The sequence below is a fragment of the Streptomyces sp. NPDC088147 genome (assembly GCF_044741565.1).
Taxonomy (GTDB): Bacteria; Actinomycetota; Actinomycetes; order Streptomycetales; family Streptomycetaceae; genus Streptomyces.
Genome location: NZ_JBIUSY010000004.1, coordinates 539122 through 563291 on the forward strand (window position 1 = coordinate 539122; position 24170 = coordinate 563291).

Sequence of the window (24170 nt, forward strand, 5' to 3'; positions counted from 1 at the left end):
TTCAGCCGCCGCCCCGCCCGGGGCCGTCCCGCTCCGCACCGTCCTGCTCCGAAGCCCGCTCCGGACCCCGTTCCGGACCGCCTTGCTCACGCCGGGCGATCACATCGATCAGATCGCTGATCGTGCCGACGCTCTCGGGGGAGAGATTGACGGCGCGCAGGGCCACACTCCGCACCCCGGCGTCACGCAGCGCGGCGAGCAGTTCCAGTTCCCGGGCGATCGCGGCCCCCTGGTCACCGTCGAAGAAATAGGCGACCGGAACGTCGAAGAACCGTGCCAGGGCTTCGAGATGCCGCTTCGTGGGGTTGTCACGCCGTCCGGTGCGCAACTGCCACAGATAGGTGGCGGAGAAGCTGTCACCGGTCGCCTCCCGGCAGGCGCGGGCCACTTCCTCGTGGCTGTACTGCTCCCGGTTGGGCCGGCGTACGGCTCTGAACAGCCCGTCGATCTTGTCGGCCAACGAGGATTCCGCGGACTCCGGCTCGGCCATCCTCTGCCTCTCGCACGACTGATCAGCCCAGATGGAACCGGGCCGCACTGCCCTTCACTCTAGCTGCCGGCTGACACGGACGGGTGAACCCGGCGGACTCCTGCCCGTCCGGCGGCGGCCCGCGCGGCAGGGGACAACCGACGGGGCACACACCTGATCTCCCGTTCCTGGTTGCCGATACGGTGGGCGTGAGCGCGGACGAGGGCGACATCCCCGGCACCGCTCGGGCCCATGACCGGCAATCCGTCGCGGCATGGTGCCCCGCGGGCCTCCAAGTGCCCGCAACGTGTTGCCCGGCGAGCCGAGAGAAGAGAAATGAGCACGATGTATTCGCAGTTCAGGTGGGGTATGAGGAGTGCGGGGTAGGGCCGTGCATATTGTCATCATGGGCTGTGGCCGGGTGGGTGCCGCACTCGCGCAGAACCTGGAGCAGCAGGGGCACACCGTCGCCGTCATCGACCAGGACCCCACCGCGTTCCGACGGCTCGGCTCCGGTTTCGGCGGCCGTCGCGTCAGCGGCGTCGGGTTCGACCAGGACACCCTGCGCGACGCGGGGATCGAGGACGCCGGCGCCTTCGCCGCGGTGAGCAGCGGCGACAACTCCAACATCATCGCCGCCCGGGTGGCGCGCGAGATGTTCGGCATCGAGAACGTGGCCGCCCGTATCTACGACCCGAAGCGCGCCGAGGTCTACCAGCGGCTGGGCATCCCGACCGTGGCCACGGTCCGCTGGACCGCCGACCAGATGATGCGCCGGCTGCTGCCGTCCGGCGCGGAGCCGCTGTGGCGCGATCCCAGCGGCGGCGTCCAGCTCGCCGAGGTGCACACCGCGGAGAGCTGGATCGGCCACAAGATCAGCACGCTCCAGGAGGAGACGGGCGTCCGTGTCGCGTTTCTGACCCGGCTGGGCGAGGCGATGCTGCCGACGTCCCAGACCGTGCTGCAGGAGGGCGATCTCGTCCACGTGATGATGCGTACGGACGACATCGAGAAGGTCGAGGCGGCATTCGCCGAGGGCCCGGAAGGAGGCGTGAACTGATGCGCGTCGCGATTGCCGGGGCAGGTGCGGTGGGCCGTTCCATCGCGGGCGAGCTGCTGGAGAACGGGCACGAGATCCTGCTGATCGACAAGGCACCGACGGCCATCTCGGTGGAACGGGTGCCGCTGGCGGAATGGCTGCTGGCCGACGCCTGCGAGATCACCTCGCTGGACGAGGCGGCGCTCCAGCGCTGCCATGTCGTGATCGCCGCGACCGGCGACGACAAGGTCAATCTGGTCGTCTCGCTGCTCGCGAAGACCGAGTACGGCGTCCCGCGGGTGGTGGCCCGGGTCAACAACCCCAAGAACGAGTGGCTCTTCAACGAGTCCTGGGGCGTGGACGTCGCGGTCTCGACGCCGCGTCTGATGTCGGCGCTGGTCGAGGAGGCGGTGAGCGTCGGCGATCTCGTACGGCTGCTGCGCTTCAGCCACGGCGACGCCAACCTGGTCGAGCTGACGCTGCCGCCGGAGTCGGCGGTGACCGGTACGCAGGTCGGCGATGTGACCTGGCCCGAGGACACCTCGCTGGTCACGATCATCCGCGGGACGCGCGTTCTCACCCCGAATCCGGAGGAGACCCTGGAGGCGGGCGACGAGCTGCTGTTCGTGGCGGCCCAGGCCCGCGAGGAGCAGCTGGAGGATCTGCTGTCGGTACGGCGCGAGGAGACGACCGGCTGACGCTCCCGGGCGCCGGACGGGACTCTCCGGGCCCGGACAAGCCTTCGGGCGCCGGACAGGCGAAACCCCGCCCGTCCGGCGCCCGAAGGCTGTCCGCTCAGACACGCCCTAGCGGCGGTGCCGCGGCCCCGACCCGTCGGTCGTCGCGGCGACGGCCGCCGCGCGCTCCTTCTCCGCCCGCTCCTCCGCCTCCATCTCGGCGAACACATCGATCGGCGGCGGCGCCTTCGCCAGGAAGACCCAGGTCAGATAGACCGCCAGCAGGAACGGCGGGATCTTGAGCGCGATCAGGATCCAGCCGAGCTGGGTGGTGTCCGCCCACCAGTAGAGCGGGAAGAGGATCGCGCACTTGGCGAGCAGGATCAGCCCCCAGGCCCAACTGGCCTTGGCGTACGCCTTCTTGCGGCCCGGGTTACGGGTGCGCCAGGAGAGGTTCTCCTTGAAGACGGGGCCGAGGATCAGTCCGATCAGCGGCACGCCCGCGAGCGTGGTGACGATGTACGCGACCGCCAGCCCCAGCGTGTAGAGCATGCCCGGCAGATAGAAGTCCTTGGCATCGCCGGTCATCATCGCGAAGACGACACCGAACGCGACGCCGAAGACGCCGCTGAAGGCGTGCTTGACGGTGTCCCGGCGGATCAGCCGGACCACGACGAGCAGCAGCGAGACGGCCAGCGCGGCGATCGCCGACGCGTGCAGGTCCTTGTTGACCGTGAAGATCGTGACGAAGAGCAGGCCGGGAAGGACCGTCTCCACCATGCCGCGCAGACCGCCGAAAGCCTCGAAAAGAGCCGCCTCGGTGACGGCTTTCGCATCACCGTCCGAAGCGGCCGGGGTGCCGGAGGACGCAGTGGCGGGTGAGGCGGAGGAAGCGGTGGGGGAAGGGGTCGAGGCGGCGGGCTTGTCGGGTGACGTCACCGGCTACTCCTGTCCGAGTGGTCGGAGTTCGTATTTGGGATTGAACAGCACCCGCCGGCCGTGGCTCAGGGAGATCCGGCCGGAGGCGATCAGCTTGCGGCCCGGCTCTATGCCCACGATCGAGCGCCGGCCCAGCCACACCACGTCCAGCGGCGCGGTGCCGTCGAACAGCTCCGCCTCCAGCGCGGGTACGCCGGCCCGCGGACGCAGGGTGACCGTCCGCAACGTACCAGTCACCCGGACGATCTGGCGGTCGTTGCAGTCGGAGATGCGCGTACAGCCCGAAGCCTGCGCGTCCTCCTGCAGTTCTTCCGACTCCAGATCCTCCTGGGAGCTGGAGAGCCGGTCGAGCATCCGGCGGAAACGGCCGGTCGGCTTCTCAGCACTCATGCACAAAGCGTACCGGGGTATGGGCGCGCCGGATCAACGCTCGAACCGATAGCCCATGCCCGGTTCGGTGACGAAGTGCCTGGGGTGCGACGGATCCGCCTCCAGCTTGCGGCGCAGCTGCGCCATGTAGACCCGCAGATAGTTGGTCTCGGTGCCGTACGACGGGCCCCAGACCTCCTGGAGGAGCTGCTTCTGGCTGACCAGCCGGCCGGTGTTCCGTACGAGCACCTCCAGCAGATGCCACTCGGTCGGGGTGAGGCGGACGTCCCTGCCCTCGCGGTGGACCTTCTTGGCGGCCAGATCGACGGTGAACCCCTCGGTCTCCACGACCGAGACCGTCTCGTCGCCGTCGCCGCCGACCGGCTCGGCCCGCCGGACCGCCGCGCGCAGTCTGGCCAGCAGTTCGTCCATGCCGAAGGGCTTGGTGACATAGTCGTCCGCGCCCGCGTCCAGCGCCTCGACCTTCTCGTCGGAGGTGTGGCGCGCGGAGAGCACCAGGATCGGTACGCGGGTCCAGCCGCGCAGGCCCTTGATCACCTCGACGCCGTCCATGTCCGGGAGGCCGAGATCGAGCACGACGACATCGGGGTGGCGGGCCGCGGCCAGTTCCAGCGCGCTCGCGCCGTCGGAGGCCGCGTCCACCTCGTACTTGCGCGCCTTCAGATTGATCACCAGCGCGCGTACGATCTGCGGCTCGTCGTCGACCACGAGCACCCGGGTCATAGGGGCCTGCCTTTCTGCTGTCCCGGTCATGTGAGGGACCGGGCGGGTGGTTCGGGGCGTACCGGCTCGCGTCCGGACGCCGCTGAGAGGGTGAGGACCATGGTCAGACCGCCACCGGGGGTGTCCTCGGCGGCCAGCGTGCCCCCCATCGCGTCCACGAAGCCGCGGGCGACCGCCAGTCCGAGGCCGACGCCGGCGCCGCGCGGCGCGTCGCCGTGGCGCTGGAAGGGTTCGAAGATCCGTTCCTTGGCATCCTCGGGGACCCCGGGGCCCCGGTCCACGACCCGTACCTCGACCCGCGCGCCCAGCGCGCTGGCCGCGACGGTGACGTGCCGTCCCTCGGGGCTGTACTTGACGGCGTTCTCGACGATATTGGCGACCGCGCGCTCCAGCAGACCGGGGTCGACGTTCACCATGGGCAGCGATTCGGGGATGTCCAGCTCCACGCTGTTCTCCGGGACGCCGCCGAGCGCCCACGGGACCACCTCATCGAGGTCGATCTCCCGCATCAGCGGGGTGACGGTGCCGGTCTGGAGCCGGGACATGTCGAGCAGATTGCCGACCAGATGGTCCAGCCGGTCGGCGCCGTGCTCGATGCCCTCCAGCAGCTCCGCCCGGTCCTCCTCTGACCACTCGACGTCGTCGGAGCGCAGCGAGGTGACCGAGGCCTTGATGCTCGCCAGCGGGGTGCGCAGATCGTGGCTGACGGCCGCGAGCAACGCCGTACGGATGCGGTTGCCCTCGGCGAGCGCGCGGGCCTGTTCCGCCTCCCCCACCAGGCGCTGCCGGTCGAGTACGACGGCGGCCTGGGCGGCGAAGGCGGCGAGCACCCGGCGGTCCTCGGCGGGCAGGACGCGGCCGGTGAGCGCCAGCGCCATATGGTCGCCGACCGGCATGTCCACATCGGCGGACTCGGGGCGGTCGACGGGGTGCGGTCCGACGCTGCCCGCCCGGGTCCAGGGGTCGACATCGCTCATACGTTCGAGAAGCGCCACGGACTCCATGGAGAACGTCTCACGCACCCGCTCCAGCAGCGCGTCCAGCGTGGTCTCCCCGCGCAGCACGCTGCCGGCCAGGAACGAGAGGATCTCGGACTCGGCGCGCAGCCGGGCCGCCTGGTGGGTACGGCGGGCCGCCAGATCCACCACGGAGGCCACCGACACGGCCACCGCGAAGAAGATCACGATGGCGACCAGGTTCTTGGGATCCGCCACGGTCAGCGTGTGCGTGGGCGGCGTGAAGTAGAAGTTGAGCAGCAGCGAGCCCGCGGCGGCCGAGGCGAGCGCGGGCCGCAGCCCGCCGAGCAGCGCGGCCAGCACGGTCAGGAAGAGGAACAGCAGGACGTCGTTGGCGAGTCCCAGGCTGTTGTCCAGCGCCGTCAGCAGCAGCGAGAGCAGTACGGGCGCGGCGACCCCGGCCAGCCAGCCCCAGACGATCCGGGAGCGGCCGAGCCTGGCCCCGCGCGCCACCGGCAGCCCGCGCCCCTTGGCGGCCTCCTCGTGCGTGACGATATGGACGTCCAGATCGGGCCCGGACTCCCGGGCCACGGTGGCGCCGACACCGGGTCCGAAGATGTACTGCCAGGTCTTGCGCCGGCTGGAGCCCAGCACGATCTGTGTGGCGTTGACCCCGCGCGCGAATTCGAGCAGCGCGGAGGGGATGTCGTCGCCGATGACATGGTGGAAGGTGCCGCCCAGATCCTCGACCAGCTTGCGCTGGACCGCCAGCTCCTTGGGCGAGGCGGCGGTCAGACCGTCGCTCCTGGCTATGTAGACGGCCAGGATCTCGCTGCCGGAGCCCTTCGCGGCCATCCGGGCGGCGCGGCGGATGAGCGTACGCCCCTCCGGCCCGCCGGTGAGTCCGACGACGATGCGCTCCCGGGCCTGCCAGGTGGAGCGGATGTTGTGCTCGCCCCGGTACTGCTGGAGGTATTCGTCCACCCGGTCGGCGACCCAGAGCAGCGCCAGCTCACGCAGCGCGGTGAGGTTGCCGGGGCGGAAGTAGTGCGAGAGCGCCGCGTCGACCTTGTCGGGCTTGTAGACATTGCCGTGCGCCATCCGCCGCCGCAGCGCCTGGGGTGACATGTCGACCAGCTCGATCTGGTCGGCGCGCCGCACCATCTCGTCGGGGACGGTCTCCTGTTGCCGTACACCGGTTATCGACTCGACGACGTCGCCGAGTGACTCCAGGTGCTGGATATTGACCGAGGACACGACCTCGATCCCGGCCTTGAGCAGCTCTTCGACGTCCTGCCAGCGCTTGGCGTTGCGGGAGCCGGGCACATTGGTGTGCGCCAGCTCGTCGACCAGCGCGACGGCCGGGCGGCGCTCCAGCACCGCGTCGATGTCCATCTCCGTGAAGACCGTGCCGCGGTACTCCAGCTCGCGCCGCCTGACGGCTTCGAGCCCGTGCAGCATCACTTCCGTACGCGGCCGGTCATGATGCTCCACGAACGCCACGACACAGTCCGTGCCGCGCTCCACCCTGCGGTGCGCCTCGGAGAGCATCGCGTACGTCTTGCCGACGCCCGGTGCCGCGCCCAGATAGATCCGAAGCTTGCCGCGTCCCATGGCCCCATTGTCTTCCAGAAGAGCCACCGCGTCCGACGCGTCGGCTGCGTCGAAAATACAGCCAGGAAAAGCGGCAAAAGGGGCGGCACCGGTCTCGTGAGTCGGTCTTGACACGATTCTGATGGTCAGCCGACCATCTCCCGCAGCGCGACGTTGAGCGCGAGGACATTCACCCGGGGTTCCCCGACGAAGCCGAGAACGCGCTGCTGGGTGTGGTCCTCGACCAGTTTCTCCACCTGCGCGACGGAGAGATGGTTCCGTTCGGCCACCCGGTGGACCTGGAGCCGGGCGTACGCCGGTGAGATGTCCGGGTCGAGGCCGGAGCCCGAGGAGGTGACGGCGTCCGGCGGCACGGCGGAGGCCGGGACCCGGTAACCGGGGGTTGAGTTGTCCTTGACGACGGCGGCCTTGGCGTCCTTGACCCACTTGATCAGCTCTTCGTTGTCGCCCGACCGGTTGGTGGCCCCGGAGAGGATCAGCTTGTACTGCGTGTTGACGCTGTTGCTGCCCAGGCCGTTGGACGGGCGCGGCTGGAACCACTTGAGGTCGGGCGCCGGGGTCTCCTGGCCCTTCTTCAGCGGCAGGTCGTAGCGCTGGCCGATGAGCGAGGAGCCGACGACCTTGCCGGCCTCCTTGACCTCGGACCCGTTCGCCTGATGGGGGAAGAGGCCCTGGGCGACGCCGGTGACGGCCAGCGGGTAGAGCACCCCGCACAGGACGGTGAGGACGAGGAGAGCGCGCGCTCCGGCTCCGAGGAGCCGCGCGGTGTTGCGTGCCGAGCTGTTCATGGATGTCATGCCGTTCACCCGATGCCGGGGATGAGGGAGAGGAGCAGATCGATGATCTTGATGCCGATGAAGGGGGCGACCAGTCCGCCGAGGCCGTAGATCCCCAGATTCCTGCGGAGCATCCTGTCGGCGCTCATCGGCCGGTAGCGCACGCCTCTGAGCGCGAGCGGTACGAGCGCGACGATGATCAGCGCGTTGAAGATGACCGCGGAGAGGATCGCGGACTCCGGCGAGGACAGCCGCATGATGTTGAGCCTGTCCAGGCTCGGATAGACGACCGCGAACATCGCGGGGATGATCGCGAAGTACTTCGCGACGTCGTTGGCGATGGAGAAGGTCGTCAGCGCGCCACGGGTGATGAGCAGCTGCTTGCCGATGCCGACGATCTCGATGAGCTTGGTCGGGTTGGAGTCCAGGTCCACCATGTTCCCGGCCTCCTTGGCGGCCGACGTACCGGTGTTCATGGCCACGCCGACATCCGCCTGCGCCAGCGCCGGGGCGTCGTTCGTCCCGTCGCCGGTCATCGCGACGAGCTTGCCGCCCGCCTGCTCGCGCCGGATGAGGGCCATCTTGTCCTCGGGGGTGGCCTCGGCGAGGAAGTCGTCCACGCCGGCCTCCTCCGCGATCGCCCGTGCGGTCAGCGGGTTGTCACCGGTGATCATGACGGTCTTGATTCCCATGCGGCGCAGCTCGTCGAACCGCTCCCGCATCCCCTCCTTGACCACGTCCTTGAGGTGGATGACACCGAGCACCCGGGCCCCGCCGGCGTCCTCCAGGGCGACCAGCAGCGGCGTGCCACCGGCCTCCGAGATCGCGTTGGTGAGTTCCCTGGTGTCCTCGGACACCGGGCCGCCGCGCTCCTCGACCCAGGCGATGACCGAGCCGGTCGCGCCCTTGCGGACCTTGCGGCGCGTCCCGTTCTCCACGAGGTCGACGCCCGACATCCGGGTCTGGGCCGTGAAGGCCGCCCATTCGGCGCCGGTCAGCTCGCCCTGGTGGCGCTCGCGCAGCCCGTACTTCTCCTTGGCCAGCACCACGATGGAGCGGCCCTCGGGGGTCTCGTCGGCCAGCGAGGAGAGCTGGGCCGCGTCGGCGAGTTCGGCCTCCGTCACCCCCTTGACCGGAACGAACTCGGCGGCCTGCCGGTTGCCGAGGGTGATCGTGCCGGTCTTGTCGAGCAGCAGGGTCGAGACATCGCCCGCGGCCTCGACCGCGCGCCCCGACATGGCGAGCACGTTCCGCTGGACGAGCCGGTCCATGCCCGCGATGCCGATCGCGGAGAGCAGCGCGCCGATCGTGGTCGGGATCAGACAGACCAGCAGCGCGATCAGCACGATCATCGACTGGCGCTGGCCCGCGTAGACCGCGAACGGCTGGAGCGTAACGACCGCGAGCAGGAAGACGATGGTGAGGGACGCGAGCAGGATGTTCAGCGCGATCTCGTTGGGGGTCTTCTGCCGGGCCGCGCCCTCCACCAGCGCGATCATCCGGTCGATGAAGGTCTCGCCGGGCTTCGTCGTGATCTTGACGACAATACGGTCGGAGAGGACCTTCGTCCCGCCGGTGACGGCCGAGCGGTCGCCGCCCGACTCCCGGATGACGGGCGCCGATTCACCGGTGATGGCCGACTCGTCGACGGAGGCGACGCCGTCGACCACATCACCGTCGCCGGGGATGATGTCGCCTGCCTCGCAGACGACCAGATCGCCGACGCGCAGCTCCGTACCGGGCACCCGCTCCTCGCTCGCGCCGATGACGCGGCGGGCGACGGTGTCGGTCTTGGCCTTGCGCAGGGTGTCGGCCTGCGCCTTGCCGCGCCCCTCGGCGACGGCCTCCGCCAGATTGGCGAAGATCGTCGTCAGCCAGAGCCAGATGGCCACGGCCCAGCCGAACCAGTCACCCGGTTCCAGCGCGGCGAAGACCGTACTCATGACGGAGCCGATGAGGACGACGAACATCACGGGCGACTTGGCCATCGACCGGGGATCGAGTTTCCTCAACGCCTCCGGGAAGGAGCGCAGGAGCTGCTTGGGGTCGAACAGGCCCCCGCCGACGCGTCCGTCATCGGGTTTGTGCCCGGTGGGAACATCGCTGTGCGGCGCGCGGGCCGGAGTGGTACTGGACATCGCGTCCTCATGCTTCGTACGAGTGTTCATGACGCCAGCCCTTCGGCCAGCGGCCCCAGCGCCAGCGCCGGGAAGTAGGTCAGTCCGGCGACGATCAGGATCGTGCCCACGAGAACCCCGCTGAACAGCGGTTTCTCCGTCCGGAGCGTGCCCGCGGTCTTGGGTACGGGGCTCTGCTCGGCGAGCGAGCCGGCCAGCGCGAGGACGAACACCATGGGCACGAAGCGGCCGAGCAGCATCGCCAGCCCGATCGTGGTGTTGAACCACTGGGTGTCCGCGTTGAGCCCGGCGAAGGCCGAACCGTTGTTGTTGGCGCCCGAGGTGTACGCGTACAGGATCTCGGTGAAGCCGTGCGGCCCCGAGTTCGTCATGGAGTTGCCCGGGGTGGGCAGCGCCATGGCCACGGCGGTGAAGCAGAGCACCAGCGCCGGGGTGATCAGGATGTACGACGCGGCGAACTTGATCTGGCGGCTGCCGATCTTCTTGCCCAGATACTCGGGCGTACGTCCGACCATCAGACCCGCGATGAACACCGCGATGACGGCCATGATCAGCATGCCGTAGAGACCGGAGCCGACGCCGCCGGGCGCGATCTCACCGAGCTGCATGCCCAGCAGCGCGATGCCGCCGCCGTATCCGGTGAACGAGGAGAGGAAGGCGTTGACCGCGCCGGTCGAGGTGAGGGTGGTGGCCACCCCGAAGATCGACGAGCCGGCGACCCCGAAGCGGGTCTCCTTGCCCTCCAGCGCGCCGCCCGCGATGTCGAACGCCGGGCCGCCGTGGTGGAACTCGGTCCACATCATCAGCGCGGTGAAACCGAGCCAGATCGTCACCATCGCGACGAGGATCGCGTAGCCCTGGCGGAGGCTGCCCACCATCCGGCCGAAGGTGCGCGTCATCGCGAACGGGATGAGCAGGATCAGGAAGATCTCGAAGAGGTTGGAGACCGGATTGGGGTTCTCGAAGGGGTGGGCGGAGTTGGCGTTGAAGTAACCGCCGCCGTTGGTGCCCAGCTCCTTGATGACCTCCTGCGAGGCGACCGCGCCGCCGTTCCACTGCTGCGCGCCGCCCATGAACTGACCGACCTCGTGGATGCCCGCGAAGTTCTGGATGGCACCGCAGGCGACCAGGATGATCGCGCCGATGACGGAGATCGGCAGCAGGATCCGGACGGTGCCGCGCACCAGGTCCGACCAGAAGTTGCCCAGCTCACCGGTGCGGGAGCGGGCGAAGCCGCGTACGAGCGCGACCGCGACGGCCATGCCGACGGCGGCCGAGAGGAAGTTCTGCACCGCGAGGCCGCCGGTCTGTACGACGTGGCCCATGGCCTGCTCGCCGTAGTACGACTGCCAGTTGGTGTTGGAGACGAAGGACGCGGCCGTGTTGAACGCCTGGTCCGGGTCGATCGACGCGAAGCCGAGCGAGCCCGGAAGACCGCCCTGCACCCGCTGGAGCAGATACAGGAACAGGACGCTGATCACGGAGAAGGCGAGGACCCCGCGCAGATAGGCGGGCCAGCGCATCTCGGTGGCGGGATCGGCGCCGATGGCACGGTAGATCCACTTCTCGGCCCTGAGGTGCTTGGGCGAGCTGTAGACACGGGCCATGTAGTCGCCGAGGGGGCGGTAGACCAGAGCGAGCGCCGCTATCAGGGCGAGCAGCTGGAGCACACCGGCGAGGACGGGGCTCATCACTCAGAACCTCTCCGGGAAGAGGAGGGCGAGGACGAGATAGCCCAGCAGGGCGACGGCCACGACCAGGCCGACGATGTTCTCGGCGGTCACAGCTTCGTCACCCCCTTGGCGATGAGAGCCACCAGCGCGAAGACCGCGATCGTGGTGGCGACGAAGGCCAGATCGGCCATCGGGTGCTCCTGAATGAGTGCGGGAGGATATGACCCCCTGAGGAAACCCGCTGTTTCGGCGGACTCCGCCTCCGTTGACGGGTCTCATACGGAGGGGAGCTCTCGCTTGACGCGTTTCCTACGGTCACACCCGTGACCAGTGAGGAGACAAGGGGAAACGACGATGGGCCGCACCCCGTGAAGGGGTGCGGCCCACGCTATTTCCGATCAGGTGTCAGCGCACTTCGGTGATCTCCGGACCGCGCTGGAGCTGTCCCATGCCACCGGAGAAGCGGGATCCCTCCTGCTCCTCCTGCTGGACGCCCTCGGCCACCATCTGCGCGTCGTCCGGCAGCTTGAGGACGATGGGGTCGCGGGGCGCCATCGGTCCCTCGCCGCGTACGACGACGGTGTCCCTGAAGATCTGTTCGAGCAGCCCCGCGGCCTCGGGCTGCACCGCGCCCTGCCCGGAGATCACACCGCGCAGGAACCAGCGCGGTCCGTCGACGCCGATGAAGCGCACCAGCTGTACGCCTCCGGTGCCGTCCGGCAGCTGAACGGGGACCTGGGCGCGCAGCTCCCAGCCCAGCGGGCCCTCGACCTCGTCGATGATGCCGCCCTGCTGGGTGATGCCGGAGGCGATCTCCTCGCGGACCTCGCCCCAGATGCCTTCCTTCTTGGGCGCGGCGAAAGCCTGGAGCTGTACGGCGCTGTCGCGCACGACGACGGTGGCGGCGACGATCGCGTCACCGGCGACCTCCACCCGCAGCTCCATGCCGTCGACGGCGGGGACGAAGACGCCCCCCAGATCCACCCGGCCCTCTTCGGGCTTGGAGATCTCGGAGATGTCCCAGGGACCGTCGGGCCTGGGCGCCGGCGGAAGGTTCGCCCGGCGGGGCGTGTCCCCCGCCTCGCTGTCATCGGCGTCCACGCCGACGCCGTCCGTGAACTGCCCGGCCTCGCCCGCTGCGTCCGCCGTGTCCTCTGCGGAACCACTCTTCTTGCGACGTCCGAACACGTCACTGTCCTTCCCGGTCGGATACGACCGAAGCGTATCGATTCCCACCCTGTACCCCGCCCACGGCGGAATGACCACCGGTGGAGCCGAAGCCCCCCTCGGCCCGCGCGGAGCCGGGAAGTTCCGCCACCTCATGGAAGCGCACCTTCTCGACCCGCTGGACGATCAGTTGGGCAATCCGGTCGAACCGCTCGAACCGAACGCTCTCGCGCGGGTCCAGATTGACCACGATCACCTTGATCTCTCCACGGTACCCGGCATCCACCGTCCCCGGGGCATTCACCAGAGCGACACCGCAGCGGGCGGCGAGCCCGGAGCGGGGGTGCACGAAGGCCGCGTAGCCGTCGGGCAGGGCGATGGCCACCCCGGTCGGCAGGACCACACGCTCACCGGGGGCGAGCTCCGCGGCCTCGGTGGTGACCAGATCGGCTCCCGCGTCACCCGGGTGTCCATACGACGGAAGCGGGGCTTCCGGATCGACACGGCGGATCAGTACGTCCAGGGGGCCGGCAGGGGCAGGGCTCATGGGTTCACCTCGAAGGCGCGGGCGCGCCTGATCTGGTCGGGATCGGCCATGGCCGCCCGGATCTCCTCCTGGCGGCCGTTGTCGATGAAATGATCGACCTTGACCTCGATGAAAAGGGCATCGGCGCGGACGGCGACGGGGCCCTCGGGGCCACCGAGCCTGCCGGTGGCGGTGCAGTAGATCTTCCGCCCGTGGACGGCGGTGGCCTCCGCCTCCAGATGGAGCGACGTGCCCACCGGTACGGGCCGTACGAACTCGGTCTGGAGCCGGCCGGTCACGGCGATCACGCGGAGCAGCCAGTTCAGCGAGCCGAGCGTCTCGTCCAGCGCGGTGGCCAGCACACCGCCGTGCGCGAGCCCGGGGGCGCCCTGGTGAGCGGGCTTGACCGTGAACTCCGCGGTGATACGGACTCCCTCACCGGCACGCGCCAGCAGCTGGAGTCCGTGGGGCTGTGCCCCGCCGCAGCCGAAACAGTGTTCGTAGTGCGCGCCGAGCGGCTCACCGGGGGCGGGAGCGTCGGGATGCCGTACCGGCGGTACGGCGTCGGCCGGCGGTGTCAGGGGCCCCGGCCCCGCGGGGGATCCGGGAGGCGCTCCCGGGGATGGCACGTTACTCACAGGCGCAGACCTTACCCGCGCGGTCGCCCGGGAGCCGCACCGTGCCAAGCTTGGCCTCATGGAGCCTTCCGCCACGCGCTACGACGAACGCCTGACCGCCCCCCCTTCCTGGTGGGGGATCGCCGCCCTGATCGCCGTCGCGGGCGGTCTGATCACGCTGCCGATGGGGCTGCTGCCGATGCTCGGCGGGGTGATCGGCGCGGGCGCGCTGGCCGCGGCCGGGGTGAGTTCCTACGGCTCGGCACGGATCCGGGTGGTGGCCGACTCGCTGGTCGCGGGCGAGGCGAGGATCCCGGTGTCGGCGCTCGGCGAGGCCGAGGTGCTCGACGACGAGGAGGCGCGGGCCTGGCGGCTGCACAAGGCCGACCCGCGCGCCTTCATGCTGCTGCGCAGCTACGTGCCGACGGCGCTGCGCGTGGAGATCACGGACCCGGAGGACCCGACGCCGTACGTCTATCTGTCGACGCGGGACCCGAAGGCGCTGGCGGCGGCGCTGAACGCGGTACGGACCGGCTGAGAGCCGCTCGGGGGCCTGCGGCTGTTCCCCAGCCCTTAGTGGCCCAGTTCCCTGGGCAGCTCGGCGGGAAGCTCCGTGGGCCGCTCCAGCGGGGGCAGCGCGGGCAGCGCGTCCCAGGGGATCTGGCGGGCCCGCAGGTCCTTGCGGATGCGCTCGGCGACCTTCTTGGTGTCCCGCCGGTTCATCATCGCGCCGACGGCCGCTCCGATCATGAACGGAACCAGGTTCGGCAGACTGCGGACCGTGCGCTTCATGATCTGCTGCCGCAGCTCGCGCTTCATCCGGCCGCTCAGCGCGCCGTTGAAGGTCGACGGTTTGGTGATGTCGACCCCGCGCTCCTCCGTCCAGGACGTCAGATAGGCGGCGCTGCGCTCCTTGAGCGAGCCGGGCGGGCGCAGTCCGTAGACCTCGTGCAGCTCCGCGATGAGCTTCAGCTCGATCGCGGCGACGGCGGTGATCTCGGCTGCCAGCTCGGCCGGCATCGCGGGCGGTACGGGCAGCATCGCGGCCGCGCCGATACCCGCGCCGACCGTCGAGCTGCTGTTCGCGGCGCCCGCGACCAGCTTGTCCGCCAGCTCCTCGGGACCCAGGCCCGGGAACTGCTTGCGGAGGGTGGCGAGATCGCGGACCGGGACCCGAGGAGCGTTCTCGATGATCCGGTCGGCGAGATGGGCCAGCGCCGCCTTGGCGCTGTCGCCGCCCCTGCGTACTCCCCGTTTGACGGTGTCCAGGCGCCGGCCCCCGGTCTTGGGGCCGCCGTGGTCTTCCTGGTCCGCCTCGAGCGAGGCCGGCCGGCCTCGCTCGTCGTCACCCGCGCCGGAACGGGGCGACAGGGCGGAGTGCTCGGCAGCGGGCTGAACGCCTTCTGCCGGGCCTGTGCCGCCCTCATACACCTCCGGTGAACTCTTACGCCGGAAGCGCCGTTTCCGGAACGGTGTGTCGCCTGCCACGGGCCTGACCTCAGTCGCAGTCGCGGCAGATGGGCTGACCGTTCTTCTCCCTGGCGAGCTGGGAGCGGTGGTGCACCAGGAAGCAGCTCATGCAGGTGAACTCATCCGCCTGCCTGGGCAGCACCCGGACGGACAGCTCCTCGTTGGAGAGATCCGCGCCGGGCAGTTCCAGGCCCTCGGCCTGCTCGAACTCGTCGACGTCGACCGCTGAAGTCGACTTGTCGTTCCGACGGGCCTTCAGTTCCTCAAGGCTGTCCTGATCGACGTCGTCATCGGTCTTGCGTGGGGTGTCGTAATCCGTTGCCATGTCGCTCTCCCCCTCTGGGTGTCTGTGGTGTCTCAGCGCGGGTAACGCGTGAGAGGCCGGACTTGTGCCCGACCTGAGGCGGAGATTTTGCCTCACATCAAGGTCTGTTACTCAATCGACACCCAACCGGACTCACGTGGAGTGATCGGCTTCGGGTGGCGAAGGGGACCGTACACGGTCCCAATGTCGTACTTCACGGGCGCCACCCCGTGTACTTCCCGTGATCCCGACCCCTGGAAACCCGGACTTTACCGGCTTTCCGTTGAAGGCTTGATCACGCAGAGTGGATAGGCGGGAATTCGCCCCTGTGATCGATCACACATGGGTCCGCCCAAAACTGATGGCGAGAATTCCGCGCAAAGCGAACAAAGCAATCTTGCTGCCTGAACACTCCGCGCAGTCTCTCAGACCGGGAGAGTGACACGCATCACGAGTCCACCGCCTTCGCGCGGTTCGGCGTGAATTCGTCCGCCATGGGCACGCGCGACGGATCTGGCGATCGAAAGCCCCAGGCCAACGCCCTTGTCACTGCCGGTGCGCTCGGTCCGTAGCCGCCGGAACGGCTCGAAGAGATTGTCAATCTCGTACGCGGGAACCACGGGACCGGTGTTCGACACCACCAGGACCGCCTGGCCCTGCTCGATGGCGGTGGTGACCTCTACCCAGCCGTCCTCCGGGACGTTGTACCGGACGGCATTCTGCACCAGGTTCAGCGCGATCCTTTCCAGCAGGACGCCGTTCCCCTGCACGACGGCGGGCACGCGCTCGCCGCGGATCTCCACGCCCTTCGCCTCCGCCTCGGAGAGCGCCTGGTCCACCGCGCGGGTCGCGACCTCGGCGAGATCGACCGGTTTTCGCTCCACGATCTGGTTGTCGCTGCGGGCGAGCAGCAGCAGGCCCTCCACCAGTTGTTCGCTGCGCTCATTGGTGGCCAGCAGGGTCTTGCCGAGCTGCTGGAGCTCCGTGGGCGCCCCCGGATCGGAGAGATGGACCTCCAGCAGGGTGCGGTTGATCGCGAGCGGTGTGCGCAGCTCGTGCGAGGCGTTCGCGACGAACCGCTGCTGCGCGCTGAAGGCCCGCTCCAGCCGCTCCAGCATCTCGTCGAAGGTGTCGGCCAGCTCCTTCAGCTCGTCGTCGGGGCCGTCCAGCTCGATGCGCCGGGACAGGTCGGAGCCGACCACGCGACGCGCGGTACGGGTGATCCGGCCCAGCGGGGAGAGGACCCGGCCGGCCATCGCGTAGCCGAAGGCGAACGCGATGACGCTGAGGCCGACCAGCGCGAAGAGCGAGCGGCTGAGCAGATCGTCGAGCGCCTGCTGGCGCTGGTGGTTGACGCAGGCGTTCATCGCCGCGTTGAACTCCTCCGGGGGCGCCTGGTCCGGGAAGTTGCAGACCTCGCTGCTGACCTTGCCCGTCACGATCTTGAACGGCAGCTCGCTGCCCACGTGCAGGGCCTGCGCGGCCAGCAGATAGATGATCGAGAGCAGCAGGATGCCGGCGATCAGGAACATGCCGCCGTAGAGCAGCGTGAGCCGTATCCGGATGGTCGGACGCACCCAGGGCAGCGACGGGTCCGGGCGTCTGGGGTCCCAGGTCGGTTTCGGCGGCGCCGCGGGGGGCGCGGGCGTACTGGACACCGACATCAGATCCGGTAACCGGAGCCGGGCACCGTGACGATCACGGGTGGCTCGCCGAGCTTGCGGCGCAGTGTCATGACGGTCACGCGCACGACGTTCGTGAACGGGTCGGTGTTCTCGTCCCACGCCTTCTCCAGGAGTTGCTCGGCAGAGACGACGGCGCCCTCGCTGCGCATCAGGACTTCGAGCACCGCGAATTCCTTGGGGGCGAGCTGGATCTCCCTGCCGTCACGGAAGACCTCGCGGCGGTTGGGGTCGAGCTTGATCCCGGAGCGCTCCAGTACAGGAGGCAGCGGTACGGTCGTACGACGGCCGAGCGCCCGTACCCGCGCGGTCAGCTCGCTGAACGCGAAGGGCTTGGGCAGATAGTCGTCCGCGCCCAGCTCCAGCCCCTCGACCCGGTCGCTGACGTCGCCCGAGGCCGTGAGCATGAGGACGCGGGTCGGCATCCCCAGTTCGACGATCTTCCGGCAGACATCGTCGCCGTGGACGACGGGGAGGTCGCGGTCGAGCACGACCACGTCGTAGTCGTTCACCCCGATCCGCTCCAGGGCCGCCGCTCCGTCGTACACCACGTCGACGGCCATGGCCTCCCGGCGCAGTCCGGTGGCCACCGCATCGGCGAGCAGTTGCTCGTCCTCGACGACGAGTACGCGCACGTCGCTGTTCCTTCCTCTGGGCCCGTCACCCGTGATCAGGGCAGGTTGTATCACTGGCTGTGCGGGGCCATCCTGCCCTTAACGGCCATAAACCGGCGGTAAGACGATGCTGGATGACCTGGCACATCCGGGAATGAACCGGATTTGTGGATGCGTTGAGGTTTCTCGACGGCGGAGCGTGGGGAAGACGATTTCACACCCGAGATCACGCCCTGTTTGTGGCATGCCACACCCTTATCTGTCATCCAGAGGCAGTGGGTGCGTGATCTTCCCGCCGTCGGCACACCCCCGTGCCACCGACCACGACGTCGGCACACCCCCGTGCCACTGACCCACGACGAGGGGGCGCAATGGACGCGTTCACCGCCGGGCTTCTGCAGCGTATAAGGGCCACGGAAACGGATCTCACTCATGCCCGTGAAACGGGCGACGACTTCCTCGCGGATGTCGAACAGGAAGAGCTGGACGACCTTCGCCGGCTTGCCGCCGAGCATGGCGTGGATGTGGAGGTCGGCGCCGCCACGGGCGTCTGACCTGCGCCGCGGTCGTACAGACACCGTCGTACAGCCATAGCCGTACAGACATACAGAATCACGACATTTACAGAGCCGTAGATACCTACAGAGAAGGGCCCCGGCACCGAGGGGAACGGTGCCGGGGCCCTTCCGTGTCCTGGCCCGTCCGTCCTAGTCGTGCCAGGCGCCGTACTCCTCCAGCAGCGCCTGGAGGGGTTCGAAGACGCCGGGGGTGGCGGCCACCGTCAGGTCGTAGCCGGGCCGGGTGCCGGGACGGCCGCCCGTGAGCGCGCCCGCCTCACGGGCGATGAGATCACCGGCCGCCAGGTCCCAGGGGTGCAGTCCGCGCTCGTAGTAGCCGTCGAGCCGTCCGGCCGCGACATCGCACAGGTCGGACGCCGCCGAGCCGCCGCGGCGGATGTCGCGCAGCTGGGGGATCAGCCGCTGGGCGATTCCGGCCTGGTGGGCGCGGACGGCGGTGACGTAGTTGAAGCCGGTCGACACCAGCGCGCGCTCCAACGGCGGAGCGGGACGGCAGCCGATCGGGCGGTCGTTGAGGAAGGCTCCGCCGCCGCGCACGGCGCGGAAGATCTCACGGCGCAACGGGATCGCGACGACTCCGGCCAGCGTCTCGCCGTCGCGTTCGGCGGCGATGGAGACGGCCCAGGTGGGCAGCCCGTAAAGGTAGTTGACCGTGCCGTCCAGTGGGTCGATGACCCAGCGGACCCCGCTGCTGCCCGCCGAGCTGGCGCCCTCCTCGCCGAGGAAGCCGTCGTCGGGGCGGTGCTCCGAGAGATAGCCGGTGATCAGTTTCTCGGCCGCGATGTCCATCTCGGTGACGACATCGATGGGGCTGGATTTGGTGGCGGCGACGGCCAGATCGTCGGGGCGGCCGTCACGCAGCAGCGCGCCGGCCCGGTTCGCCGCCTCCAGGGCGAGGGCGAGCAGTTCCCCGCTCAGGGCGTCGTCGGCCGCGGTGTCCTTGTGCGCGGTGTCCTCGTTCGGGGCGTCCTCGTGCGGGGCGTCGGTCACAGCGGGCTCCTTCAGGCGTACGGGCTGTCGGCGCCCGCCGCGGCGGGCCTGGGGGCACGGGCGGGGCAGCAGCCGACCGGGCAGAGGTCATGGCTCGGGCCGAGCGCGCCCAGGGAGCAGCGTTCCGTCGCGCGCCCCCGCTCGGTGGCGGCGCGTTCCAGGAGGAGATCGCGGACGGCCCCGGCGAAGCGCGGATCCGCCCCCACCGTCGCCGAGCGGCGTACGGGCAGCCCCAGCTCGGCGGCCTTGGCGGTGGCCTCGGTGTCGAGGTCGTACAGGACCTCCATGTGGTCGGAGACGAAACCGATGGGGGCCATCACGACGGCGGGGACTCCGGCGCCGTGCAGGGTCTCCAGGTGGTCGCAGATGTCCGGCTCCAGCCACGGGATGTGCGGGGCGCCGCTGCGCGACTGGTAGACGAGCCGCCAGGGGTGCTCCACGCCGGTCTCCTCACGGACCGCGTCCGCGATCAGCCGGGCGACGTCGAGATGCTGGGCCACATAGGCGCCGCCCTCCCCGTGGGCCTCGACGGGCCCCGAGGTGTCGGCGGCGGCGTCGGGGATGGAGTGGGTGGTGAAGGCGAGGTGCGCGCCCGCGCGTACGTCCTCCGGCAGGTCCGCGAGCGACGCGAGCACGCCGTCGACCATGGGGCGCACGAAGCCGGGGTGGTTGAAGTAGTGGCGCAGCTTGTCCACCCGGGGTACCGCGAGCCCCTCGTCGGCCAGGGTGGCGAGCGCGTCCGCGAGGTTCTCGCGGTACTGCCGGCAGCCCGAGTACGAGGCGTACGCGCTGGTGGCGAGGACCGCGATACGGCGCCGGCCGTCCGCGACCATCTCGCGCAGGGTGTCGGTCAGATACGGCGCCCAGTTGCGGTTGCCCCAGTAGACCGGCAGGTCCACCCCGTGCTCGGCGAAGTCCTTGCGCAGTGCCCCCAGCAGGGCGCGGTTCTGTTCGTTGATCGGGCTGACCCCGCCGAACAGGAAGTAGTGCTTGCCCACTTCCTTCAGCCGTTCCTTGGGGATGCCGCGGCCCCGGGTCACGTTCTCCAGGAACGGAACCACATCGTCCGGGCCCTCGGGACCGCCGAAGGACAGCAGAAGAAGAGCGTCGTAGGGGGAAGTCGCGAGCTGTTCTGGCATGTGTCCGATCCTCCCACCCGGCTCTCCGCGCGCGGCAACCGCGCCCCGCCCCGCACCGCCCAGTACCCCCCGGGGAGCCGCCCGGAGCTCCCGAAGCCGCCCGGCCGGAAATCGGGGCGCGCGCGGCGGGCCCCGGCCGTAAGCTGTATCGCCAGATTCATTCCTTACCGGAGCGTCCGTTGCCCAGTTCCTACCACGCGATATTCGCCGCTCCCGGTACCAAGGGATTCAGCGCGGCCGGTCTGATCGGCAGGATGCCGCTGGCCATGATGGGCATCGGCATCGTGACGATGGTCTCCCAGCTCACCGGGCGCTATGGACTGGCGGGGGCGCTCTCCGCGACGCTGGCGATGTCCGCCGCGCTGTTCGGTCCGCAGATCTCCCGGCTCGTCGACCGGCACGGCCAGGGGCGGATCCTGCGCCCGGCGACCCTGGTCGCGGTGACGTCCGTGGCGGGGCTGCTCGTCTGCGCCCAGCAGTCCGCCCCCGACTGGACCTTGTTCGTCTTCGCCGCGGGCGCGGGCTGTGTGCCGAGCCTCGGCGCGATGGTGCGGGCGCGCTGGGCCGCGATCTACCGGGGCTCACCGCGCGAGCTGCACACCGCGTACGCGTGGGAGTCGATCGTCGACGAGGTGTGCTTCATCTTCGGCCCGATCGTCTCGATCGGGCTCTCGACCGCCTGGTTCCCGGAGGCGGGCCCGCTGCTCGCGGCCGTCTTCCTGGTCGTCGGTGTCGTCTGGCTGACCGCGCAGCGCGCCACCGAGCCCGTACCGCAGCCGCGTGAGCAGCACACCGGGGGTTCGGCCCTCCGCTCCCCCGGGCTGCGCGTCCTGGTGGCGACCTTCGTCGCGACCGGGGCGATCTTCGGCGCGGTCGATGTGGTGACGGTCGCCTTCGCGGAGGAGCGGGGTCACAAGGCGGCGGCGAGTCTGGTGCTGGCCGTGTACGCGCTCGGATCCTGTCTCGCCGGGGTGGTGTTCGGGCTGCTGCACTTCACCGGGCCTCCCGCGCGGAGGTGGCTGGTGGGTATCTGCGTGATGGCCTTGAGTATGATCCCCCTCCAACTGGCCGGGAACCTGCCGTTCCTGGCCGTGGCGCTCTTTGTCGCGGGTCTCTCCGTCGCGCCGACGATGGTGACGACGATGGCCCTCGTCGAAGCGCACGTACCGCGCACCAAGCTGACCGAGGGCATGACCTGGACCAGTACCGGGCTCGCGGTCGGCGTGGCGCTCGGCTCGTCGGCCGCAGGCTGGGTGGTCGACGCGGCCGGGGCCGAGGCGGGGTACGGAGTGCCCGTCGCGGCGGGCGCGGCCGCGGCCGTGGTGGCGTTCCTGGGTTTTCGCCGGCTGCGCGGGCCGGTACCGAGTCGGGGAGGGCACGGGGCGGATGACCGGGAACCGTACGACGGCCACAAGAACGTGGCGTAACTGGGCGGGGACCGTCACGGCCCGTCCCGCCCGCGTGGTGTCCCCGGCCTCCGTCGAGGAGCTGACCGCGACCGTACGCCGGGCGGCGGAGGACGGTCTCCGGGTCAAGGCCGTCGGTACGGGCCACTCCTTCACCGCCGCCGCGGCCACCGACGGGGTGCTGATACGCCCCGATCTGCTGACCGGCATCCGGGAGACCGACCGGGCGGCGGGCACGGTCACCGTCGCGGCGGGCACCCCGCTGAAACGCCTCAACACCGCGCTGGCCAGGGAGGGACTGTCGCTCACCAATATGGGCGACATCATGGAGCAGACCGTCGCGGGCGCGACCTCCACCGGTACCCATGGCACCGGCCGGGACTCGGCCTCCATAGCCGCGCAGATCCGGGGCCTGGATCTCGTCACGGCCGACGGCTCGCTGCTGCGCTGCTCGGCCGAGGAGAACCCGGAGGTGTTCGCCGCCGCCCGGATCGGGCTCGGCGCGCTGGGCGTGGTCACCGCGGTCACCCTGGCGGTGGAGCCGGTCTTCCTGCTGACGGCCCGTGAGGAACCGATGAGCTTCGACCGGGTCACGGCCGAGTTCGACCAGCATGTCGCGGAGAACGAGCACTTCGAGTTCTACTGGTTCCCGCACACCGGCAACTGCAACACCAAACGCAACAACCGCAGCGCGGGCCTCGCGGCCCCGCCCGGCCGGCTCAGCGGCTGGATCGAGGACGAACTCCTCTCCAACGGGGCCTTCCAGGCGGCCTGTTCGCTCGGCCGCGCCGTTCCCGCGACGATCCCCGCACTCGCCAAGATCTCCAGTCGCGCCCTCTCCGCCCGTACGTACACGGACATCCCTTACAAGGTCTTCACTTCCCCGCGCCGGGTGCGCTTCGTGGAGATGGAATACGCGCTGCCGCGCGAGGCCGCGATCGGGGCGCTGCGCGAGGTCAAGGCGATGATCGAGCGTTCCCCACTACGGGTGAGTTTCCCGGTGGAGATACGGACGGCTCCGGCGGACGACATCGCGCTCTCGACGGCGTCGGGCCGGGAGAGCGCGTACATCGCGGTGCATCTGTACCGGGGCACGCCGTACCGCTCCTACTTCACCGCCGTGGAACGGATCATGACCGCGCACGGCGGCCGGCCGCACTGGGGGAAGATCCACACCAGGGACGCGGCCTATCTGTCCGGGGTGTATCCGCGCTTCGGTGAGTTCACCGCGCTACGGGACCGGCTCGATCCGGACCGGCTGTTCGGGAACGACTATCTGCGCCGGGTCCTCGGGGACTGAGTGCCGATGCCCGCTCTCGCGCCGGCCGGCGCACCGGCACTCTCCCCGGCCCCCGGGGCGGTACGGCTACTGGCCCGCCGTCCCTGCGTCGCCCGTCCCGGAGTCATTCGTTCCGGAGTCGCCCGCCCCGGTGTCACTCGTTCCGGTACTGCCGGAGCCGTCGGAGGGCGTCGGTCCCGGACTGGACCCGCCGGAGCCGGAGGGGGTCGTCGAGGGTGTGGCGGACGGGGTGGGCGACGGATCCTGGCCGCCGCCCGAGCCCGTGTCCGTGCTCGGTCCGGTGCCGGGCGAGCGGCTCGGGTCCGTACCGCCGCCGGTTCCGTCCGACGGCCGCCCGTCCGGTGTCCCGCCCGGATCCCCGGCGGGGCCCGGGGAGTTGGCGGGGTCCTTCGACGGGGTGGAATCGCCGCCACCGCCGCGCACGACGTATCCGACGGTCGTTCCCCCGCTTCCGCTCAGATCCCGCCCGGCGGCCAGTTCGAATCCGGTGATGCCGACCATCGCCACCACGAAGACGACAACGGCCGCGCGGAGCGGGCGCTTCCAGCCCCGTACCCGGGTGCCATGGGTCGTGGCCGCCCCGAACTCCCCGTCCGGCGGCGGCGGATGACCGGGGCCGTCGTCCCGCAGCAGGACCTGCCGGGCCCCCGGCTTCGCCTGGACGGTGACCTCGCGTATCTGTTCGCCGGTCCGCCGGAACAGGTGCTGGAAGACCGGGCCGCCGCAGGTGGCGATCACGCTCACCACACCGGCGCCGACGATCGTCCCGTACACGCCGAGCCGGGAGGCGAGCACGGCGGCGGCGACCGCCGCGAGCGCGCTGCCCGCGACCTGCGGCACGCTCAGTTCGAGCCGCTCCCGCCGCTCTCCGGATACCTCGCTCTCGTCCTGCCGCGTACCGCTGCCCGACCTCTGATGCATCTACAGTCCCTGATCGCCCATCTGCCCCACCTTGCACCAAGAAAGGACAACTGAGCGAAACG

General features: G+C 70.0%; 25 protein-coding genes. 6 read left to right on the top strand and 19 right to left on the bottom strand.

Annotation, left to right across the window (positions count from 1 at the left end):
- Nucleotide 1: 1 nt before the first annotated feature.
- Nucleotides 2–490: an XRE family transcriptional regulator gene (locus ACIOGX_RS17440; protein ID WP_356511786.1), complete on the bottom strand. Its 489-nt coding sequence runs from the start codon at nt 488–490 to the stop codon at nt 2–4.
- A gap of 370 nt (nt 491–860) precedes the next feature.
- Between ACIOGX_RS17440 and ACIOGX_RS17445 the strand changes: the two genes are divergently transcribed.
- Nucleotides 861–1529, top strand: coding sequence for a TrkA family potassium uptake protein (locus ACIOGX_RS17445; RefSeq protein WP_129773550.1), 669 nt, complete (start codon nt 861–863; stop codon nt 1527–1529).
- The gene (locus tag ACIOGX_RS17450; RefSeq protein ID WP_129773552.1) at nt 1529–2206 is read left to right on the top strand and encodes a TrkA family potassium uptake protein; all 678 of its coding nucleotides are present in this window, start codon (nt 1529–1531) and stop codon (nt 2204–2206) included. The genes ACIOGX_RS17445 and ACIOGX_RS17450 overlap by 1 nt, the downstream gene beginning before the upstream one ends.
- Before the next feature lie 108 nt (nt 2207–2314).
- Here the strand turns inward: ACIOGX_RS17450 and ACIOGX_RS17455 are convergent, their stop codons facing one another.
- The 11 genes from ACIOGX_RS17455 to ACIOGX_RS17505 all read right to left on the bottom strand — a co-directional run bounded on the left by ACIOGX_RS17455 (nt 2315) and on the right by ACIOGX_RS17505 (nt 13668).
- Entirely contained in the window at nt 2315–3124 is an 810-nt protein-coding gene (locus ACIOGX_RS17455) for a DUF3159 domain-containing protein (RefSeq protein WP_356511789.1), read from the bottom strand.
- 3 nt (nt 3125–3127) lie between these two features.
- On the bottom strand, nt 3128–3514 hold the full coding sequence (locus tag ACIOGX_RS17460; protein WP_165372066.1) for an OB-fold nucleic acid binding domain-containing protein: 387 nt from the start codon (nt 3512–3514) through the stop codon (nt 3128–3130).
- A 33-nt stretch (nt 3515–3547) separates the two neighbouring features.
- Nucleotides 3548–4237: a response regulator gene (locus ACIOGX_RS17465; protein WP_129773558.1), complete on the bottom strand. Its 690-nt coding sequence runs from the start codon at nt 4235–4237 to the stop codon at nt 3548–3550.
- A gap of 26 nt (nt 4238–4263) precedes the next feature.
- Nucleotides 4264–6807 carry a sensor histidine kinase KdpD gene (locus tag ACIOGX_RS17470; protein ID WP_129773560.1) on the bottom strand — a complete coding sequence of 848 codons (2544 nt, stop codon included), beginning with the start codon at nt 6805–6807 and terminating at the stop codon, nt 4264–4266.
- A 125-nt stretch (nt 6808–6932) separates the two neighbouring features.
- Complete coding sequence (locus tag ACIOGX_RS17475) at nt 6933–7595, bottom strand: potassium-transporting ATPase subunit C (protein ID WP_401914263.1); 663 nt, start codon at nt 7593–7595, stop codon at nt 6933–6935.
- Nucleotides 7596–7609: 14 nt separating this feature from the next.
- Nucleotides 7610–9751, bottom strand: a complete 2142-nt coding sequence (gene kdpB / locus ACIOGX_RS17480) for a potassium-transporting ATPase subunit KdpB (protein WP_401914072.1) — start codon at nt 9749–9751, stop codon at nt 7610–7612.
- Complete coding sequence (kdpA, locus tag ACIOGX_RS17485) at nt 9748–11412, bottom strand: potassium-transporting ATPase subunit KdpA (RefSeq protein WP_401914075.1); 1665 nt, start codon at nt 11410–11412, stop codon at nt 9748–9750. Before kdpA ends, kdpB begins: the two co-directional genes overlap by 4 nt.
- Before the next feature lie 3 nt (nt 11413–11415).
- Nucleotides 11416–11505, bottom strand: coding sequence for a K(+)-transporting ATPase subunit F (gene kdpF, locus ACIOGX_RS17490; protein WP_037727062.1), 90 nt, complete (start codon nt 11503–11505; stop codon nt 11416–11418).
- A 294-nt stretch (nt 11506–11799) separates the two neighbouring features.
- Nucleotides 11800–12582 (bottom strand): DUF3710 domain-containing protein, encoded by a 783-nt coding sequence (locus ACIOGX_RS17495; RefSeq protein ID WP_356511796.1) that lies wholly within the window; start codon nt 12580–12582, stop codon nt 11800–11802.
- A gap of 1 nt (nt 12583) precedes the next feature.
- Entirely contained in the window at nt 12584–13108 is a 525-nt protein-coding gene (dut, locus tag ACIOGX_RS17500; RefSeq protein ID WP_356511798.1) for a dUTP diphosphatase, read from the bottom strand.
- On the bottom strand, nt 13105–13668 hold the full coding sequence (locus tag ACIOGX_RS17505) for a PaaI family thioesterase (protein WP_356511970.1): 564 nt from the start codon (nt 13666–13668) through the stop codon (nt 13105–13107). Before ACIOGX_RS17505 ends, dut begins: the two co-directional genes overlap by 4 nt.
- A gap of 115 nt (nt 13669–13783) precedes the next feature.
- On the opposite strand from ACIOGX_RS17505, the gene ACIOGX_RS17510 reads away from it, so the two are divergent.
- The gene (locus tag ACIOGX_RS17510; protein ID WP_356511800.1) at nt 13784–14242 is read left to right on the top strand and encodes a DUF3093 domain-containing protein; all 459 of its coding nucleotides are present in this window, start codon (nt 13784–13786) and stop codon (nt 14240–14242) included.
- Between the two features lie 35 nt (nt 14243–14277).
- Here the strand turns inward: ACIOGX_RS17510 and ACIOGX_RS17515 are convergent, their stop codons facing one another.
- From ACIOGX_RS17515 to ACIOGX_RS17530, 4 genes are all read right to left on the bottom strand, one after another.
- A complete protein-coding gene (locus ACIOGX_RS17515) occupies nt 14278–15192 on the bottom strand; it encodes a hypothetical protein (protein WP_356511802.1) in 915 nt (304 codons plus the stop codon).
- A gap of 10 nt (nt 15193–15202) precedes the next feature.
- Complete coding sequence (locus ACIOGX_RS17520) at nt 15203–15499, bottom strand: DUF4193 domain-containing protein (RefSeq protein ID WP_030350183.1); 297 nt, start codon at nt 15497–15499, stop codon at nt 15203–15205.
- Between the two features lie 404 nt (nt 15500–15903).
- Nucleotides 15904–17136, bottom strand: a complete 1233-nt coding sequence (locus ACIOGX_RS17525; RefSeq protein WP_129773675.1) for a HAMP domain-containing sensor histidine kinase — start codon at nt 17134–17136, stop codon at nt 15904–15906.
- 5 nt (nt 17137–17141) lie between these two features.
- Nucleotides 17142–17795 (bottom strand): response regulator transcription factor, encoded by a 654-nt coding sequence (locus ACIOGX_RS17530; protein ID WP_030350181.1) that lies wholly within the window; start codon nt 17793–17795, stop codon nt 17142–17144.
- A 350-nt stretch (nt 17796–18145) separates the two neighbouring features.
- On the opposite strand from ACIOGX_RS17530, the gene ACIOGX_RS17535 reads away from it, so the two are divergent.
- Nucleotides 18146–18328 (top strand): hypothetical protein, encoded by a 183-nt coding sequence (locus tag ACIOGX_RS17535; protein ID WP_129773576.1) that lies wholly within the window; start codon nt 18146–18148, stop codon nt 18326–18328.
- A 153-nt stretch (nt 18329–18481) separates the two neighbouring features.
- Here ACIOGX_RS17535 and ACIOGX_RS17540 read toward each other — a convergent pair whose 3' ends face one another.
- Both ACIOGX_RS17540 and ACIOGX_RS17545 read right to left on the bottom strand, forming a co-directional pair.
- The gene (locus tag ACIOGX_RS17540) at nt 18482–19270 is read right to left on the bottom strand and encodes an inositol monophosphatase family protein (protein WP_356511972.1); all 789 of its coding nucleotides are present in this window, start codon (nt 19268–19270) and stop codon (nt 18482–18484) included.
- Between the two features lie 83 nt (nt 19271–19353).
- Nucleotides 19354–20481 carry a ferrochelatase gene (locus tag ACIOGX_RS17545; RefSeq protein ID WP_356511805.1) on the bottom strand — a complete coding sequence of 376 codons (1128 nt, stop codon included), beginning with the start codon at nt 20479–20481 and terminating at the stop codon, nt 19354–19356.
- 179 nt (nt 20482–20660) lie between these two features.
- Between ACIOGX_RS17545 and ACIOGX_RS17550 the strand changes: the two genes are divergently transcribed.
- Both ACIOGX_RS17550 and ACIOGX_RS17555 read left to right on the top strand, forming a co-directional pair.
- A complete protein-coding gene (locus ACIOGX_RS17550; protein WP_383967622.1) occupies nt 20661–21908 on the top strand; it encodes an MFS transporter in 1248 nt (415 codons plus the stop codon).
- Nucleotides 21868–23187 (top strand): D-arabinono-1,4-lactone oxidase, encoded by a 1320-nt coding sequence (locus ACIOGX_RS17555; RefSeq protein WP_356511809.1) that lies wholly within the window; start codon nt 21868–21870, stop codon nt 23185–23187. The genes ACIOGX_RS17550 and ACIOGX_RS17555 overlap by 41 nt, the downstream gene beginning before the upstream one ends.
- Nucleotides 23188–23253: 66 nt before the next feature.
- Here the strand turns inward: ACIOGX_RS17555 and ACIOGX_RS17560 are convergent, their stop codons facing one another.
- Nucleotides 23254–24108 (bottom strand): hypothetical protein, encoded by an 855-nt coding sequence (locus ACIOGX_RS17560; protein WP_401914082.1) that lies wholly within the window; start codon nt 24106–24108, stop codon nt 23254–23256.
- Between the last annotated feature and the right edge of the window lie 62 nt (nt 24109–24170).

What these genes read in the sequence shown, in the direction of transcription:
- ACIOGX_RS17545 (WP_356511805.1), bottom strand. Translation starts at nt 20,481, where the DNA reads ATGCCAGAACAGCTCGCGACTTCCCCCTACGACGCTCTTCTTCTGCTG.
- dut (WP_356511798.1), bottom strand. Translation starts at nt 13,108, where the DNA reads ATGAGCCCTGCCCCTGCCGGCCCCCTGGACGTACTGATCCGCCGTGTC.
- ACIOGX_RS17560 (WP_401914082.1), bottom strand. Translation starts at nt 24,108, where the DNA reads ATGCATCAGAGGTCGGGCAGCGGTACGCGGCAGGACGAGAGCGAGGTA.
- ACIOGX_RS17460 (WP_165372066.1), bottom strand. Translation starts at nt 3,514, where the DNA reads ATGAGTGCTGAGAAGCCGACCGGCCGTTTCCGCCGGATGCTCGACCGG.
- kdpA (WP_401914075.1), bottom strand. Translation starts at nt 11,412, where the DNA reads ATGAGCCCCGTCCTCGCCGGTGTGCTCCAGCTGCTCGCCCTGATAGCG.
- ACIOGX_RS17520 (WP_030350183.1), bottom strand. Translation starts at nt 15,499, where the DNA reads ATGGCAACGGATTACGACACCCCACGCAAGACCGATGACGACGTCGAT.
- ACIOGX_RS17465 (WP_129773558.1), bottom strand. Translation starts at nt 4,237, where the DNA reads ATGACCCGGGTGCTCGTGGTCGACGACGAGCCGCAGATCGTACGCGCG.
- kdpB (WP_401914072.1), bottom strand. Translation starts at nt 9,751, where the DNA reads ATGAACACTCGTACGAAGCATGAGGACGCGATGTCCAGTACCACTCCG.
- ACIOGX_RS17510 (WP_356511800.1), top strand. Translation starts at nt 13,784, where the DNA reads ATGGAGCCTTCCGCCACGCGCTACGACGAACGCCTGACCGCCCCCCCT.
- ACIOGX_RS17475 (WP_401914263.1), bottom strand. Translation starts at nt 7,595, where the DNA reads ATGAACAGCTCGGCACGCAACACCGCGCGGCTCCTCGGAGCCGGAGCG.
- ACIOGX_RS17535 (WP_129773576.1), top strand. Translation starts at nt 18,146, where the DNA reads ATGGACGCGTTCACCGCCGGGCTTCTGCAGCGTATAAGGGCCACGGAA.
- ACIOGX_RS17470 (WP_129773560.1), bottom strand. Translation starts at nt 6,807, where the DNA reads ATGGGACGCGGCAAGCTTCGGATCTATCTGGGCGCGGCACCGGGCGTC.
- ACIOGX_RS17450 (WP_129773552.1), top strand. Translation starts at nt 1,529, where the DNA reads ATGCGCGTCGCGATTGCCGGGGCAGGTGCGGTGGGCCGTTCCATCGCG.
- ACIOGX_RS17555 (WP_356511809.1), top strand. Translation starts at nt 21,868, where the DNA reads ATGACCGGGAACCGTACGACGGCCACAAGAACGTGGCGTAACTGGGCG.
- ACIOGX_RS17440 (WP_356511786.1), bottom strand. Translation starts at nt 490, where the DNA reads ATGGCCGAGCCGGAGTCCGCGGAATCCTCGTTGGCCGACAAGATCGAC.